The following is a 15,394-nucleotide window of genomic DNA, read 5'->3' as shown; positions in this document are numbered from 1 at the left end:
AATTTAAAAACACTTGGCTAATTTTAGTTGATATTCTGATTTAAGGAATGATACTTTTTGCCAAAAAAAAGACCATCCAAAAGGATGGTCTTTTGAGGCATGTATGAATTAGAAGCGGTAGCCGATTTTTAAACCATATGCAAGTGCATCATTGTCAGAAAAGTCTGCTACATAATTTGATGTACCAAATTGTGCGCCAGTTTGTGCTTTAGCATCACCTAACCAGAAGTATTTCACACCGCCAGCAATAAATGTTGCAGGAGTAGGGCTGTATTGAACACCTAGGCCAAGGTTCCAATAACCTTCTGTTGGGCCTAGTGTTGTTACAGGATTACCAGCACCAGAATCCCAACCTACAGATACATTACCTGCCCATTGTTCATTCAGTTTACGACCTACACCGACATTCGCAGACCATTGATCATCACTGTAAGCCACTAAGTCAAATCCATTTGGATAGCCTGGAGTTTTTCCTGCTGCCACACCAAATGCATAAGGGCGGATTGCGAAGTCTTTCCAATTTACCCAACGCACATTCGCAAAAGCTACAGTATTTGCCATAACTCCAGTTTGGAAATCAAGGTTAACAGATTGCGGTGTAGTAACATCTGTATCACCTGTAGCACTTACGCCCGCTAATGCAGGATTGTTCATAATAGCTGAAAGAGTTCCTGTACCAACAGAAGATTCTTCTATTCCGACACTATGTTCAACTTCAGAACGGTAGGTAACAGATGCTTTCAAGGCAATTTCAGGAATTTGGTAGGCAAAACCAGCTAACCATCCTGTCGCACTGTCTTCACTAATATCAGCATTATATCCTCCGAATCCTGCAGCTCCGCCATATGCTAAACCACGAAGTTTTACATGCCCTTTAATTGTTTGGTAAACACCACCACCATAAATATTAAAGTTTTCATTCGGTTGGAAGCCCACGATCATAGCAATGTTTTGGGTTTTAACTTCAACATTAGTTGACTCTTTGCCATTATGAAATAAGCCCACACCTCCTAAGGCAGCAGAGCCAGTATCTGATAGAGAATAAGTTGCATCAGCTCCAAATGGTTGGTCGTAAATTAAACCAAAAGAAAAATGATCAGTTACTTGTAATTTTAGTGCGGCATTTGGGAAATAATAATCATCTCCCATGTCTCCTAGACTTGTATTTTGTAATCCAACAACATTGGCTGATACTGCTGGGCTTGGTGTGTATCCAGAACGAACCTTTCCTGAAACGTTTGGATCAAGTGCAGAAAGGCCTGCTTCAAAATAGTTGCCTGGTTGTAAGAAGGCAGAAATTGATTGTCCTGAACGGTCAAGTGCTGCAGCAAATGCTCCAGCGGTTGGTAATGCTGCGAGAATCATTGCGGTAGTTAGAGCTTTTAATTTCATTCTTTCATCTTCCCTTGAGGTACACGATTTTTATGCATGTTGAATCATGCTTTTGTTAATTCTGGAATTTTTGGTAAGTCCGACCAAAATCATATTGTTACTCCATGTGACAAAAATAACACAATTAAAATAAGAGTAAATGCTCTAGTAGAACTGATTAGTTCAAAAAAACGGCTAAATAGAGTAAAAATTCTATATTTTTTAAATGGTTTTATTTTAAATGGCTGAAATATATAAATTTAATTTAGGGATTGTTTGATTTTTGAATAAATGTAATCGAATAAAAAATAACCAAAAATAGGGATTGTGTAATCATATTGGTTGGCATTACTTGAGAACGACTCAGAACTTAAAATATTTATAAATATTTATAAATATTTATTTTTTATATTATTTTTATGAGTTTTAAAAAGATCGTATATGTGATTCATATACGATCTAGAAATATATTTAAACGTAATTATTGAACTGGTCTTGCAACATCACCATTCAATTTTTCAGGCAGGTCTAAAATTTGTGCGTCTAACTCAGTAATTGCAGTTGGTTTTGCAACGACTAGTGCTTTATAGCCCTCAGGTGTCGAGATGCTATTGACTACTTCCACATCTTTGTTAAGTTGACTCGCAGGGGTTGGTGCTTCACCGTGTCCTTGAATCAAATGTAACCAATGTTTTGGTTTTGCTTTAAACCACAGGCGCGCCACAATTTCTTGACCAAGGTAGCATCCTTTATCGTAGTGAACACCTTCACGTTGATGTAAGCGTAATTCTTGGGGTTGGAATATATGTTCAGAAGCTTGGCAAATCCAAGCTTGTCCAGTTTGAATCGCTTGTAATTGCCAAGTTTGAATATCCGTTTCTGAGGTTGAAAACTCCGTATGAATATCTACAACTGTTGGAAATACGATGCCGACAGGTTCGAGTTTCATTTTCGAGAACGCGCCAAATTTTCGAATATGTTTGGCAAACTCTTCACTTTGATCGAGTGTAGTCACAATTTCGAAACTTTCATTATTTATTTTTTTCAGCCATAAGCCAAAATGAATTCGACCTTTAAGATCACAAATTGCGGTATAGCGAGTTTGGTTTTCAATTAGACGTTCTACGTGAACGGTGACTTGACCTTGTAGAAATTTTTGCGCGTCTACGCCATTAAGGGTGAAAGCCGTAAATGCAAGAGTACTCATGAAATGCTCACTTCGACAATTTATAGAAGAATTAATTCATTTGATTTTCCACTATTTTGCTTGAAATTGCACATCTGCTTTAAAGGAAAAAATCAAAAGCAAGAAATTGAAAATTTCTTGCTATTTTGTGAATAAGGGGGAGCAATGATTGGATAATCGCGCAGAGTTGCTAGTTTTAAAGATAATGTGAGAGTTGATCTGACTTATTAGACCCTTAAATAAGTCAGATCAAATTTAGTTTTTACCAGTCGACTTTGCCAACTAAAATGTCTTTATACATTTTAAAGTCACAAATTAGGCTAAAAAATGGCTGTTTAAATGTCGCTGGTTTATTGTGTTCAAAAAAGAAGTGACCGACCCAAGCAAAACCATAGCCAACCACAGGTAATGCCCATAGTAATTTGGGATTTTTTTTCATGGCTGCGGTTGCAGTAATGCCAATTACGCAAGTTGTACCTACAAAATGTAAACGTCGGCAAATCGGCTCTGCATGTTGTGAAAGATAAAATGGATAGAACTCTTTAAGCGTTTTAATACGACTATCACTTCCAACAATTTGAATCTCTTGTTTATCCGTTAGTGCAGGGACAGTATTTTTAATCAGTTCCTGAGTATTGTTTTTAATCATTTCTTGGGTATTCTGTAACATGTAACTACTCCTTTAGTGTTTACTGGAGTCATTTTCAACAAAAAACGACATCGGGTCTTGAACGATTATGCTATTTAAGCAGAAGGAATCTGGCTCAGTAGCGAAACCAGAAAAAAGCTGGTTATATGCGTGGGATGGCGTTGTTCTATATGTCACACAAGAACACTTAAATAAATCACATGCGCATTTCCCTGCATTATTGCAAATTGGTTTAGGGGCGCAATTTGCAGTGACCTTAGATCATCAGCCTCGCAGTTATCATGACATTGTTTGTATGGCGCCGAATGTCAGTCATAGCACAGATTCTGAAAACCAACCTTTTCTTGCAGTTTTAATTGATCCAGATCATGAACTTTACGGCTATGTACATGCGCTATTACAGGGGAGGTCGATGTGCTCATTGCCTGCAAGTTGTTTGCAGCCACTTAGGTGCGAGTTGGTAAAATTGATAGCTGGGACTTTAAATATTGCACAAGTAAAGCAATTATTGTTGCGTATTTTAAAAGTTTTATCTGCCCAAGAGCCTGTTCATTTACCGTGGGATGTCCGTATTTTAAAAGCTTGTGAATATATCAAGCAGCAAGTTCCACATAGCATACCAACGGTCGCAAATGTTGCGACTCAGGTTGGTTTGTCTGAGTCACGTTTGATGCATTTATTTAGTGCTCAATTGGGTGGTTCCATGCGGCAATACATATTATGGTTAAAAGTGCGCTATGCCCTTCAATTATGGATTGAAGGGCATAGTTTAATTGATCTTGCTTTCGAAGCAGGCTTTTCTGATCAGGCGCATTACACGCGAACCTTACGTCGTATGGTCGATTTTGCCCCATCCATTCTGAAAGCCAATACAGTTTTTATTAGTGATACTTTCGCATTGCCCCAGAGGTAACATACATCAGTTGAGTAAATGGAAACTAAAGCTCGAAAAGTGAATTTGAAGCGAGTAAATTAACCACCGAGTTAAAGATGAAGTTAAAGCTATGGCAATTGCTTGGGTATTATTCACAATTATGGCTGCATTTATGCAGGCGTGGCGTAATGCTTTTCAAAAGCAACTCAGTAGCACAGTTGATGTGTATGGAACTACCTTAGCGCGTTTTCTCTTTTCTCCAATCTTTGCCTTAAGTTACCTTGCAATTTTATATCACCAACAACCTACCACAGCGGTTGTGAGTTTTTCGACACATTTTTGGCTATATATTGTGATTGCAGGTGTGAGTCAGATCTATGCAACTGCATTAATGGTGAAATTATTTCAACAAAAAAATTATGCGATTGGGATTGGTTTGGCAAAAAGCGAAGCCATTTTGGCAGCTTTAATTGGCGTGATGTTTTTACAAGAACACTTAACGGTTTGGGGATGGTTTGGTGTATTGATTGGAGCAATCGCCGTATTCTTTCTGAGTAAAGGGAGTAATCAGACCAAACTCTCTTTCAAAACTTTAGTGATTGGATTAGGTAGTGGATTGTGTTTTGCGATTACCTCTTTATTGGTTCGTGAAGCCAGTTTAGAACTTGCAATGCTGCCATTTTTGCACCGTGCGGCGTGGGTGTTATGTATTTTAATTAGCTTTCAATGTGTAATTTTATTGTTGTACCTTGGTTTATTTAGCAGAAAAACCTTGTACCACATGTGGCAGCGCGTCGGACTGACTTTTAAAGTTAGTTTATGTAGTTTCTTGGCATCTTTAGGTTGGTTTAGTGCCATGAGTATGCAGACCGTGGCTTTAGTGAAAACCTTAGGGCAAATTGAAATTCTATTTAGTTTATTGATTTCTGCATATTTCTTTAAAGAAAAATTAGCTCGTTCCGATCATTTGGGACTTTTTTTAGTCATTTTGGCAGCCATTATGGTGATTTGGGCATAATTTTAGATTTATTGGAGTTGGCTTGGTAAAAAAACGCAAAATATACATAAAAGTGAAATTAAAAGTTGATTAAAATTTATTAAATGGAAATTAATTCTCTATATTTATATTATTGTGGGAAATATATTTAAAAAAATAAAAAAAATCTAGATTTTAGGAAAACAATCCCAGTTGAATCTGCCTACACTATATCTCAAGGGTGTGATGGGGATCGGAAAGAGTAGATTGCTACCAGTTGCGTACAACGTGAGTGTAGTACTTACCCAAAAGGTCTCGATTCGGCTTAGGACGCTATAAACCAAAAGTTTATAGGCACAAGGTTATGATTTACAAAGTCATGGTTGTTGAAGTAAACCACTGATGTTTTCCCTTGACACCCTAAAAATTTTTTAGAATAAAATCGAATAACAATATAATTTTAATAATATTTTAACCTCTTATTTATATTCCCTTTACTTGTTTACATCATTTACAAATTAAGACGATGTTTTTTATCTCGTTCAGTAACATGATAAGAGCAGGTTCTGAAAAATAATGTCATAAAAAGAAGAGCAGAGATGAGCTATCACAACTTAGATCAGCCATTGGATGATCAGCAACTTTTTACCCGTTTACAACAACGTTTCGAGCAGCATGTTTTAAGGCATCCCCATCTCAAATGGAGTGAAGTGTTATCCAAACTTCAAGCACAACCTAAAAAAATTCAAAGTTTGCACTGGATGGAGCAAACAGGGGGCGAGCCTGATCTTATTCAATTTGAACAAAACAGCGATGAATATTATTTTGTTGATTGTGCAGAGGAAAGCCCCATAGGTCGTCGTAGTTTATGTTATGACGCAGAAGCCTTGGCTGCTCGAAAGCAGAATCCGCCACAAGACAGTGCGCTGCGTTTGGCAGAGGTGATGGGCACATTACTCCTGACAGAACAGCAATATCGTGAACTACAAAAATTGGGGAATTTTGACCAAAAAACATCAAGTTGGGTGAATACACCTGAGGCTATTCGGTCTTTGGGCGGAGCATTGTTTTGTGACCGCCGCTATGGTCAGGTGTTTACTTATCATAACGGGGCTGAATCTTATTATGCTGCGAGAGGTTTTCGTGTTGGGCTAAAGCTTTAGCTTATTACATTGTGATTGAAGCTGAGTATAGGAGTGATAAACATGGATATGGAATTATTACGGCAAGTGTTGGGTTGGTCTTTAGTCCTCAATTATCTCATTTTATTGATTTGGTTTTTGGTTTTTATCAATGCCCGAACATGGATGAAAAGTTTACATGGTCGTTGGTTTAATCTTAATGAACAGACTTTTGATGCAATTCATTATGCTGCGATGGCAGTCTATAAAATTCTAATTATGGTGTTTAATTTGGTTCCATTTATTATTTTATCTTTTCTAGATTAAATTGAACATTCTTGTTATTACAGGAGTTGTAGTTGCTTCATTTGCATAGAAAATTGTTATGATGGAGTCAAAAGAGAAAACGAATTAAAAAAGATGACAGATAGACAAAATCAAACGTGTGCAGTGTGCAAAAAGTCATTTCCTTATAAAGCATTGGTCTCTGGGCATATTATTCGTGATGTGATTAGCGATGAGATCAAAAAAGATTATCCTGACTGGTCGTCAGACAGTTTTATTTGTCGACCTGATTTGACCCATTATCGCATCCAATATGTACATTCGTTGTTGAAATCTGAAAAAGGTGAGCTGACTGATTTAGAGCGTGAAGTGATTAGCAGCATGCAACGGCATGAACTCATCACTAAAAACATTGAAACTGAGTTTGATCAAAACTGGACATTGGGCGAGAAATTAGCAGATAAAATTGCCAGTTTTGGTGGGAGTTGGACGTTCCTGATTTGTTTTGGCATGTTTTTAGTGCTTTGGATTCTTTTAAATACAGTGGTGTTATGGGTACATCCAGTTGACCCGTATCCTTTTATTTTACTAAATTTGGTTTTGTCATGTTTGGCGGCCATACAGGCCCCGATTATTATGATGAGTCAAAATAGACAGGAGGCCAAAGACCGTTTACGTTCGCAGCATGATTACCAGATTAATCTCAAAGCGGAATTAGAAATTCGACACCTGCATGAAAAAATGGATCATTTGTTGTTACATCAATGGGAAAGGCTGACACAAATTCAAGAAATTCAGTTAGATTTACTGACAGAAATGAATAAGCATCGCTAAATATTTGTCGATTTTTTAATGGAGAAAATATCACTTTTGGATAAATGAAATGACAAAAAGCAGAAAAATTGACAGCATCCTGTTGGCTTGATATTTTGCCCGCTTTATTCGTACACCAGTCCAATCATGCCTTTAAATGACCACTTTGTTTATACACCACCACAAGAGCCTTTGCGCATTGTGTATGAAGATGCAGACTTGGTGATTATTAATAAACCTGCGGGTTTGCTATCGGTGCCTGGACGTTTACCTGAACACCATGATAGTGCTTATTATCGCGTTTTAGCGCAATTTCCTGATGCGAAAATTACCCATCGTTTAGACATGGCGACCTCGGGAATTTTGATGTTTGCCAAGCATCGTGATGCCGAAGTCGCGGTCAGCAAAATGTTTCAAGCACGAACGGTGACCAAACATTATCAAGCATTGGTACAGGGTCATATTCAGCAATCGGGAAGTGTAGACGTTCCTTTAATTACGGATTGGGAAAATCGTCCACGTCAGATTGTGCATTTTGAATTGGGTAAAGCTGCCAAAACCTTATTTGAGCTGATGCATTATGATTCAACACAGGATATTAGCCGTGTATTGTTGACCCCGATTACAGGGCGCTCACATCAATTACGTGTGCATATGCAATATATTGGACATCCAATTACAGGGGATAAACTCTATCATCCTGAACCTTTTCAAAGTCCTTTAAAGCGCATGGCATTACATGCCAGTCACTTGAGGTTTATACAGCCATTCAGTGGCGAGCCTGTCGACATTCAGAGTTTACCTGCTTTTTAAAAATGTCTCTTTTGGGGCTTAAACTGTCATAAAATCATGCTAAATTATGTTTAATTAATAAACAAAAAGCAGGGATATAACCATGAGCCGCAACTATGAATTATTTCCAGATGACGATAACGGTAATGTACTGTGGCAAATGTATGAAGATGGCAATGATCTAACAGATCTACACGAAATTGAATTCTCTATTGTTTTTACAACACAAGATCAGGCAGAAAAATGTGCTTTGCATTTATTGCATGAAGAACAAAAGATTTCGCTGTTTCAAGAAGAAGTTAAAAATGATGGCAGTGATTTATGGGTGTTGAATGTTCATGTGAATATGATTCCTGAATATCAGGATGTTCAAGATTTAGAAGAGTGGTTTGTTAAAATTGCCGAAATGTTCCAAGGTGAATACGACGGTTGGGGCTGCCTGAGCTATCTCTATGATTATGATGACGAGTAGCGAGAGGCCAAAGGAGGCGGTTGCTGTATAATTCATACTTAAGTTATACATAAGCCACCTCGACTTACCGTACACTATTTGAAACCAAAGAATAAAAATATAGGTGTCTCATGTCGAATACGGTTCAATTACATCGCGTGTTTAATGCGCCACCAGAGCGTGTGTATCGGGCATTTACCACAGCAGATGCCTTAGTCAAATGGATGGCACCCCACGGTTTTACGGCACATGTAGATTTGCTTGAGGTTAAACCTGAGGGCAGATATCGCATGTATTTCACTAACTTTTCTACAGGTACACGCATTGGTTTTGGTGGAACATATCATGAAGTAGTTCCGAATGAGCTGTTACGCTATGTTGATCAATTCGAAGATCCAAACATGCCTGATTTAATTGAAGTCAAAGTTCAATTTAAAGCAGTCTCTGTCGGTACTGAAATTCAAATCACCCAATCAGGCATACCTGATGTAATTCCTGTAGAAGCATGTTATTTGGGCTGGCAAGAGTCTTTACAATTGCTGGCACTCCTGATTACACCTGAAATACCTGATGGATAAATGGTAAGGATGTTATGCAAACATTTAATAATTTTAAGGAAAGAGAACAGAAGGCTCGGAATGCGATTTGGCAAAGCTATCTGCAAGATGTTGGGTTAGATAATCAAGTACGCTTGTATGTGGAGCATCATCTGCAAGAAATCTCTCCGCAGTATTGGCAGCATCATACTGGACTCACGCGCCCTGAAGCAAAGCAGGTGATTGAGTTATTATCGACACAGCGCTTTTTAGACTTTCATTCGGTTGAAGAAAATGATGATTCGATTGACTTTAGTCTGCCAGAGAATGTGACTGACTATGTGCTATGTGTGTCATTTGATGAAGATGGAAATGTCGAAGATATTAGTATGGAAAGTTAAATGAGTTGTTTGTTTTCTCATCGTTAAGGAAATTAATGCAGATTCAAATAAAGCGTGCCTATAGCCCTGTAACTATAGATGATGGATTAAGAATTTTAGTGGATCGTCTATGGCCAAGAGGTATTAAAAAACAAGATGCCAAGATTGATTTATGGCCAAAAGAGATTACGCCGTCCACTGTTTTAAGGCAGTCTTATCATCAAGATTTAATTGGTTGGGAGGAGTTTCGAGCAAAATATTTGCTTGAATTGAGGCAACATCCTGAAACACTCGCAGAATTACGACGTTTAGTCCAACACCATAATATTAGCTTGATTACTGCGGCAAAGAATGCAACCCAAAATCATGCTCTGGTCTTGAAGCACTATTTAGAATTCCCTGAAGATGAAAACACTTAAAATAAAATATATTTTAATATAATATAATTTATCTATGTGAATTATTGTTGGGAAATAAGACATGTCAACAGAAACTCATTGGAACCGGGTTTATACAGATAAAGCCGTGACGCAAGTCAGTTGGTTTCAGTTACATGCAAGTCAATCGATACAACTGATTCAATCTTTGAAATTGGAACCTGATGCAGCAATAATTGATATTGGCGCTGGCGCATCGATACTTGCGGATGAATTACTCGATTTAGGCTATCGTCATTTAACGGTACTAGATATATCGAATATGGCATTGCGGCAGAGCCAACAGCGTTTAGGTGATCGCGCTCATTTGATTCACTGGAAGGTCGCCGACCTTTTAAGTGTGGAATTTGAACCAGAAACCTATCAAGTTTGGCATGATCGTGCGGTATTTCATTTCTTGACCCAACCTCAAGAGCAAAAGAGTTATATACAGCAAGTGAAAACAGCCGTACAGCCCTTAGGATACGTCATTGTGGCTACTTTTGCTGAAGATGGTCCTGTACAATGCAGTGGATTAGAGGTTCAACGTTATAGCATTGCACAATTACAGCAACAATTTGCTGAGCCCGATTTCCGTTTAGTTACGAGTGTACAAAATATGCATATCACACCAAATGGACAAGTTCAGAAATTTAATTACGTTATGTTTCAAAAGCAATAATTTGCAGAAATACCCATATGAAATTTAGGGTTATTCGCAATTTTACAGTACACTAAGTTTTATTTTTTATTTTTTGAGTTTTTTATGTCTTTACCAAACTGCCCAAAATGCCAATCAGAATATACCTATCAAGATGGCGACTTATTGATTTGCCCAGAATGCTCGCACGAATGGAAAGAAGGTGAGTTGAACCAAGCAGAAGAGGTTGCTCAAATTAAGGACGCTAACGGTAACTTATTGGTTGATGGCGATACTGTAACTGTAATTAAAGATTTAAAAATTAAAGGCTCATCTTCGGTGGTTAAAGTTGGAACCAAGGTCAAGAACATTCGTTTATTACCTGAAGCCAGCGATGGACATGATATTGATTGCAAAGTTGATGGGATTGGAGCAATCAAACTGAAATCGGAATATGTGAAAAAAGTTTAATTGAAGTGTTTTATCTCACTATGCATAGATTGAGGATGATCTCATCCTTTTTCTTGCATCAGTGAGGTATGAAAACATGGTATAACCCAGTTTTCACAGTTTGGGTTGCACACAGATGCCGCATATTCATTTGGAATATTCAGACAATTTAAAAGACTTTCATTCCCAGCCGATTTTATTAGGTCTAAACCAAGCACTGTTTGCGACAGGCCATGTACAAGTTGCTACAGACATTAAAAGCCGAGCAATTTGTCAAAGTGATTATTTGATTGGTTTAGGTGAGTCGAATCAGGCCTATGTACATGTCAAAGTTTCTTTGCTTTCAGGGCGAGATATAGCTACAAAAACAGAAATTTCCAATCAATTACTTTTAGCATTACAGCAGTTGCTACCTAAGCAAACGCATTTGACGGTACAACTATGTGTGGAAGTTCTTGAAATGGAAAGCGCTTTTTACGGTAAAACGGTGGTTGTACCTACATCAGCGACGTGATGCCATCTTGTATTTTTATATGGTTACTTAAGCAAAAATTGATGACTATAACCTAAAAATTGCATGGTTTTAGGGCGGCAGGAATCACAATGGTTCCTGTTGAGTGAATGTTTGATTAAAAATGCTCTTTTTTGTTGTCTAAAAGTCATTTATATTTCTTAGAACTTAAATAGTTTTAAGCAACAATAAGTAAAGTGAAAACAACAAGAGGAATAAAAATATGTCTGGATGGTTTGAGCTGAGTCAAGCAAAAGATGGGCAATATCGCTTTGTGCTTAAAGCGGGTAATGGGGAAGTAATTTTAACGAGTGAGCTTTACAAAGCAAAAGCCTCGGCGCATGTGGGAATAGAATCTGTTCATAAAAATAGTGCGGATGACAGCCGTTATGAGCGTTTAACCGCCAGTAATGGTAAGCCGTATTTTAATTTAAAAGCTGCCAATCATCAGGTGATTGGTACCAGTCAATTTTACTCTTCAGAACAATCACGCGATAAGGGAATTGAGTCAGTCAAAAATAATGGCTCATCTATCACCATTAAAGATTTAACGGTGTAATGCCAAATTTATTTTGATTAAGCATGCCCATTGGCATGCTTTTTTATTGGATTTAATTTGCTACAAGCGATGAGGAAATAAGGGTTTGGAAACCCGTTAAAATTACCGCTTTATTCTCTGAATTATTTTCGCTATAGTTTTTATAGTGTGATGAAAATCACATGTTTAAAGTTTATGAAGGCTGTAGGGAGTGCGCCTTCTAAGACTGTGTATAAAAGACAAAATGGCTTTGAATGTCTTTAATTTGTCTGCAGATACGTTTAAGTCGCGATGCAGTCAAAATCAGAGCTTATGTTGATGATAAGTGAATACACTGTAAAGGAATGACACGATGAGCATAGAAATTTCGGGTGATGAGCAAAGTGCCCATGCCATCTTATTAATGCTGAAACAATGGGATGAAGCTGTAGCAAGCATGGATATACAAGCTTTAGCTGATCTTTGTGTCGAAGATGTAAGTTTAATTGATGTAAGTACCCATTTAACGGGTATAGATGCGTATAAACAATTGTGGAGGCGTTATCTTCCAGTGAAAGCTGGAAACATTCGTGTATATCGTGAAGGCATTAAACTTATTGCCCAGCCAGAACTCGCCGTATTACACTGTTTTTCAAAGGTCGATCAAATTGATGCAATTCCCAATTTAGAAGTGTTTTGGTGTCGCACCACCATATGTTTTCAGAAAGTAGAGCAAGTCTGGAAAGTGGCGCATCAGCATATTTCTATGCCAATACAACTTGAAACAGGACTGCCTATTTTACTTAGCGAAGTGAGTTAATCATTTTAGCTTGAAACAGCCATGAGATACGAAAAGTATCTCATGGTCTTTATTTGAAACTTAAAGCAAAGTTGCTTCTAATTTTTCTACAATTTCATGCAATTGTTTAATACGTTTTACTTCATCCCAAAGTAATTTTGCTTCAGGATAATGCTTAGACATCATGCCTAGCCATTGTTTATAACGTCCAAGCATACCAATTTCAGTTTTGGCTGGACCGTTAATAAAGCGAATTTGCAAAGCCAATAAATCATTCCAACTTAATAAAGCGGTATCTGAGTTTTGGCGAATGCATTGAGTTAAATCGGGAGTCGTTACAGCACCACGACCTATCATTAGGTCTTCACAACCTGATTCTAAGCGACATTGTTTAGCATCAGCATTGGTCCAGATTTCACCATTGGCAATCACATTAATTTTCAATGCTTCACGAATCGGTTGTAACTGATCCCAAAACGCGGGTGGGGTATAGCCATCTGCTTTGGTACGGGCATGTACCGTTACCCAAGCTGCGCCCGCATCTTCAATTGCATGGGCATTTTCCAGCATAAAGTTGCGATCCATATAGCCCAAGCGCATTTTAGCTGATACAGGAATATGCGGAGGCACTGCATTACGCACAGCTTTGACTAACTCGTGTACTACTTCAGGTTCATCTAACAATACCGAACCGCCACGATGACGATTAACAGTTTTGGCAGGGCAACCAAAGTTCATATCGATAGCGGGAGCACCAAGTGCAACAGCACGAATGGCATTGGCTGCTAACATTTCAGGATCATTACCTAAAAACTGCACGTGTACGGGGGTGCCCGAAGCTGTTTTCCCATCGTTCAGTAACTCAGGGCAAAACTGATGAAAAATATGATCAGGCAACACAGAGTTGGTGACACGAATAAACTCGGTTACACACCAGTCGAAGCTGCCGACGGATGTTAAGACATCACGCATAATCGGGTCAGTTAAGCCTTCCATGGGTGCAAGGATGAGTTTCACGGTTTGAGTCACCAGTTAAATTTGAAGAACGGTGTTATACGTTTTTTTGTGCAAATTGTCTAGGCGAGGGGCTTTGAAATGTTGTCGCTAGTGATGGCGGATGATGAAGGTTTTGTCACAGTGATTTTATGTTAAGAGCCAAAGCTTATAAGCATGAGCTTAAAGTTTTCCTTGATGTTGGACTAGACTCCAATCTTAGAATTATTGTCTGCTTGAGTAATAAAGACATTATTTTATGGAAACAGTTTTCACTATCATTGCATTATTTTTGTTTTTTCTATTTATCTTTAGACATAAAAGAATTGAAACAAAGATCGTTATAAATCAACCAATAGACCAGGTTTGGCAACTCTTCACATGTACTTCATCTTACTCAGAGTGGAATACTTTATTTGGTCTCGATCAATTTCCCACATATATCGGTCAACAAATTATTGTCGATTTATATGATGAAAACAAAAATGTGAAATTTCAAATGCAGCCAGAGGTAAAAAAAATTGATCAATATCATCTAGAATGGGAGGGTAAACTCTATATCAATGGATTGTTTAATGGTCGGCATCAGTTTGTTTTTACTAAAATTGATGCAAATACAACTCAATTCATTCAGACAGAAGATTTTAATGGGTTACTTGTGCCTATTTTAAATTATTTTATTATTCAATCTACGCAATTAAATTTTGAGAGAATGAATGAGTCTTTAAAACAATATCTTGAAGATCATTCATTTAACAAAAACACTTTTAAAATATCCTAGATAAAGGAATCGTGGTGGTTGAGTGAATATTCGTCAATTTTCTCTAAAGTATGGTCTTTCATTAGACACTTTACGTTTTTATGAAAGGCGTAAAATATTAATTCCTGACCGACTATCAAATGGATATAGGAGTTATGGTGATCTACATGAGCAAAAAGTTAAGTTAATTATTTGTTTAAAAACCATTGGCTTTAGTTTGGAAGAGATTAAACAGTTAATCGAACTTGAGACTAAACCTCCTTCTGAAACCTGTAATGATATTTCTAATCAACTGATTGACAACAAAATAGAGATTATTGATCAACAAATCGCGTTGTTGGAATATGGAAAAAATACGCTTCATGATGTGAAAAAATATATTGAAGATAATTCTTTCGTTAAAAATAGGGACATAATTTCAGATATGATTGAAAACTTATATAACATTACAAAAAGCACGTATTAATAAAAAAGCCCGACATCCTGTCGGGCTTTTTGGTATTGGTTCGCTTGGTATAACTCCTGTCGTACCTTGCAGTCCTTGTGCGATCTTTCTTATTTTTGTTCTTTGGAACTTCCTGTTCTCTATGTCCCCATGATAAGAAATCCACCTGAAGTCGTACAGCCGCAAAGAGCGGGAATTGTTGTAAGCATATACGTACAAGTCAGGATAAAATTTGTCTTCTTTTTATCCTCTGAAATTGGAGATATTTTTTGTGTTGAACCTGCTGGAAAAGCTTTAATTGGGTTGAGAAGTAATTAGATTTATTGGACAGAAGTATCAAAATTGCGCATAAAAAAACCGACCTATTTCTAAGTCGGTTGAACGAGATCGTTCCAGAGTATGTATAAGAATAAGATACTGATCTTAAGG

Annotated in this window: 21 protein-coding genes; 17 read left to right on the top strand and 4 right to left on the bottom strand. The window is 37.5% G+C overall.

The genetic code is table 11. The features are described from left to right. Positions 1-108: 108 nt before the first annotated feature. The 3 genes from F4W09_RS12740 to F4W09_RS12730 form a co-directional block, all read right to left on the bottom strand. Positions 109-1,392, bottom strand: coding sequence for an OmpP1/FadL family transporter (locus F4W09_RS12740; protein ID WP_151505015.1), 1,284 nt, complete (start codon positions 1,390-1,392; stop codon positions 109-111). Positions 1,393-1,852: 460 nt separating this feature from the next. Continuing rightward, positions 1,853-2,578, bottom strand: a complete 726-nt coding sequence (gene ygfZ / locus F4W09_RS12735) for a CAF17-like 4Fe-4S cluster assembly/insertion protein YgfZ (protein ID WP_151505014.1) — start codon at positions 2,576-2,578, stop codon at positions 1,853-1,855. Between the two features lie 241 nt (positions 2,579-2,819). After that, a complete protein-coding gene (locus F4W09_RS12730; RefSeq protein ID WP_151505013.1) occupies positions 2,820-3,227 on the bottom strand; it encodes an Mpo1-like protein in 408 nt (135 codons plus the stop codon). Between the two features lie 67 nt (positions 3,228-3,294). On the opposite strand from F4W09_RS12730, the gene F4W09_RS12725 reads away from it, so the two are divergent. From F4W09_RS12725 to F4W09_RS12655, 15 genes are all read left to right on the top strand, one after another. Further along, positions 3,295-4,119, top strand: a complete 825-nt coding sequence (locus F4W09_RS12725) for a helix-turn-helix transcriptional regulator (protein WP_151505012.1) — start codon at positions 3,295-3,297, stop codon at positions 4,117-4,119. Positions 4,120-4,210: 91 nt separating this feature from the next. Next, positions 4,211-5,098, top strand: coding sequence for an EamA family transporter (locus tag F4W09_RS12720; RefSeq protein ID WP_151505011.1), 888 nt, complete (start codon positions 4,211-4,213; stop codon positions 5,096-5,098). Positions 5,099-5,655: 557 nt separating this feature from the next. Then, entirely contained in the window at positions 5,656-6,219 is a 564-nt protein-coding gene (locus F4W09_RS12715; protein WP_044739291.1) for a DUF4256 domain-containing protein, read from the top strand. A gap of 42 nt (positions 6,220-6,261) precedes the next feature. Further along, positions 6,262-6,504, top strand: coding sequence for a DUF6868 family protein (locus F4W09_RS12710; protein WP_016165334.1), 243 nt, complete (start codon positions 6,262-6,264; stop codon positions 6,502-6,504). Between the two features lie 93 nt (positions 6,505-6,597). Beyond that, positions 6,598-7,296: a DUF1003 domain-containing protein gene (locus F4W09_RS12705; RefSeq protein ID WP_044739293.1), complete on the top strand. Its 699-nt coding sequence runs from the start codon at positions 6,598-6,600 to the stop codon at positions 7,294-7,296. A gap of 126 nt (positions 7,297-7,422) precedes the next feature. Beyond that, positions 7,423-8,088: an RluA family pseudouridine synthase gene (locus F4W09_RS12700; RefSeq protein WP_044739294.1), complete on the top strand. Its 666-nt coding sequence runs from the start codon at positions 7,423-7,425 to the stop codon at positions 8,086-8,088. A gap of 82 nt (positions 8,089-8,170) precedes the next feature. Continuing rightward, positions 8,171-8,539, top strand: coding sequence for a ribonuclease E inhibitor RraB (locus F4W09_RS12695; protein ID WP_016165331.1), 369 nt, complete (start codon positions 8,171-8,173; stop codon positions 8,537-8,539). A gap of 110 nt (positions 8,540-8,649) precedes the next feature. Further along, complete coding sequence (locus F4W09_RS12690) at positions 8,650-9,096, top strand: SRPBCC family protein (RefSeq protein ID WP_044739295.1); 447 nt, start codon at positions 8,650-8,652, stop codon at positions 9,094-9,096. A gap of 14 nt (positions 9,097-9,110) precedes the next feature. Next, positions 9,111-9,455, top strand: coding sequence for a DUF2004 domain-containing protein (locus F4W09_RS12685; RefSeq protein WP_016165329.1), 345 nt, complete (start codon positions 9,111-9,113; stop codon positions 9,453-9,455). Between the two features lie 35 nt (positions 9,456-9,490). After that, positions 9,491-9,853, top strand: a complete 363-nt coding sequence (locus tag F4W09_RS12680) for a DUF488 domain-containing protein (RefSeq protein ID WP_016165328.1) — start codon at positions 9,491-9,493, stop codon at positions 9,851-9,853. Positions 9,854-9,914: 61 nt separating this feature from the next. Next, positions 9,915-10,532 carry a class I SAM-dependent methyltransferase gene (locus F4W09_RS12675; RefSeq protein ID WP_151505010.1) on the top strand — a complete coding sequence of 206 codons (618 nt, stop codon included), beginning with the start codon at positions 9,915-9,917 and terminating at the stop codon, positions 10,530-10,532. A gap of 84 nt (positions 10,533-10,616) precedes the next feature. Further along, a complete protein-coding gene (locus F4W09_RS12670; RefSeq protein WP_044739298.1) occupies positions 10,617-10,961 on the top strand; it encodes a zinc ribbon domain-containing protein YjdM in 345 nt (114 codons plus the stop codon). A gap of 115 nt (positions 10,962-11,076) precedes the next feature. Further along, positions 11,077-11,454: a 5-carboxymethyl-2-hydroxymuconate Delta-isomerase gene (locus tag F4W09_RS12665; RefSeq protein WP_151505009.1), complete on the top strand. Its 378-nt coding sequence runs from the start codon at positions 11,077-11,079 to the stop codon at positions 11,452-11,454. A gap of 220 nt (positions 11,455-11,674) precedes the next feature. Then, entirely contained in the window at positions 11,675-12,010 is a 336-nt protein-coding gene (locus F4W09_RS12660; protein WP_016165324.1) for a YegP family protein, read from the top strand. A 331-nt stretch (positions 12,011-12,341) separates the two neighbouring features. After that, positions 12,342-12,788 carry a YybH family protein gene (locus F4W09_RS12655; RefSeq protein WP_016165323.1) on the top strand — a complete coding sequence of 149 codons (447 nt, stop codon included), beginning with the start codon at positions 12,342-12,344 and terminating at the stop codon, positions 12,786-12,788. 60 nt (positions 12,789-12,848) lie between these two features. Here F4W09_RS12655 and F4W09_RS12650 read toward each other — a convergent pair whose 3' ends face one another. After that, positions 12,849-13,784 (bottom strand): tRNA dihydrouridine synthase, encoded by a 936-nt coding sequence (locus F4W09_RS12650; protein ID WP_026441070.1) that lies wholly within the window; start codon positions 13,782-13,784, stop codon positions 12,849-12,851. A 235-nt stretch (positions 13,785-14,019) separates the two neighbouring features. Between F4W09_RS12650 and F4W09_RS12645 the strand changes: the two genes are divergently transcribed. Together F4W09_RS12645 and F4W09_RS12640 are read left to right on the top strand one after the other, a co-directional pair. Continuing rightward, on the top strand, positions 14,020-14,541 hold the full coding sequence (locus tag F4W09_RS12645; protein ID WP_151505008.1) for an SRPBCC domain-containing protein: 522 nt from the start codon (positions 14,020-14,022) through the stop codon (positions 14,539-14,541). A 22-nt stretch (positions 14,542-14,563) separates the two neighbouring features. Then, positions 14,564-14,986 carry a MerR family transcriptional regulator gene (locus F4W09_RS12640; RefSeq protein ID WP_016165320.1) on the top strand — a complete coding sequence of 141 codons (423 nt, stop codon included), beginning with the start codon at positions 14,564-14,566 and terminating at the stop codon, positions 14,984-14,986. Positions 14,987-15,394: the final 408 nt, after the last annotated feature.

Origin of the sequence: Acinetobacter tandoii, assembly GCF_008867985.1 — a bacterium.
In the GTDB taxonomy this organism is placed as follows: Bacteria; Pseudomonadota; Gammaproteobacteria; order Pseudomonadales; family Moraxellaceae; genus Acinetobacter; species Acinetobacter tandoii.
This window is presented reverse-complemented; position numbering and strand designations above follow the sequence as displayed.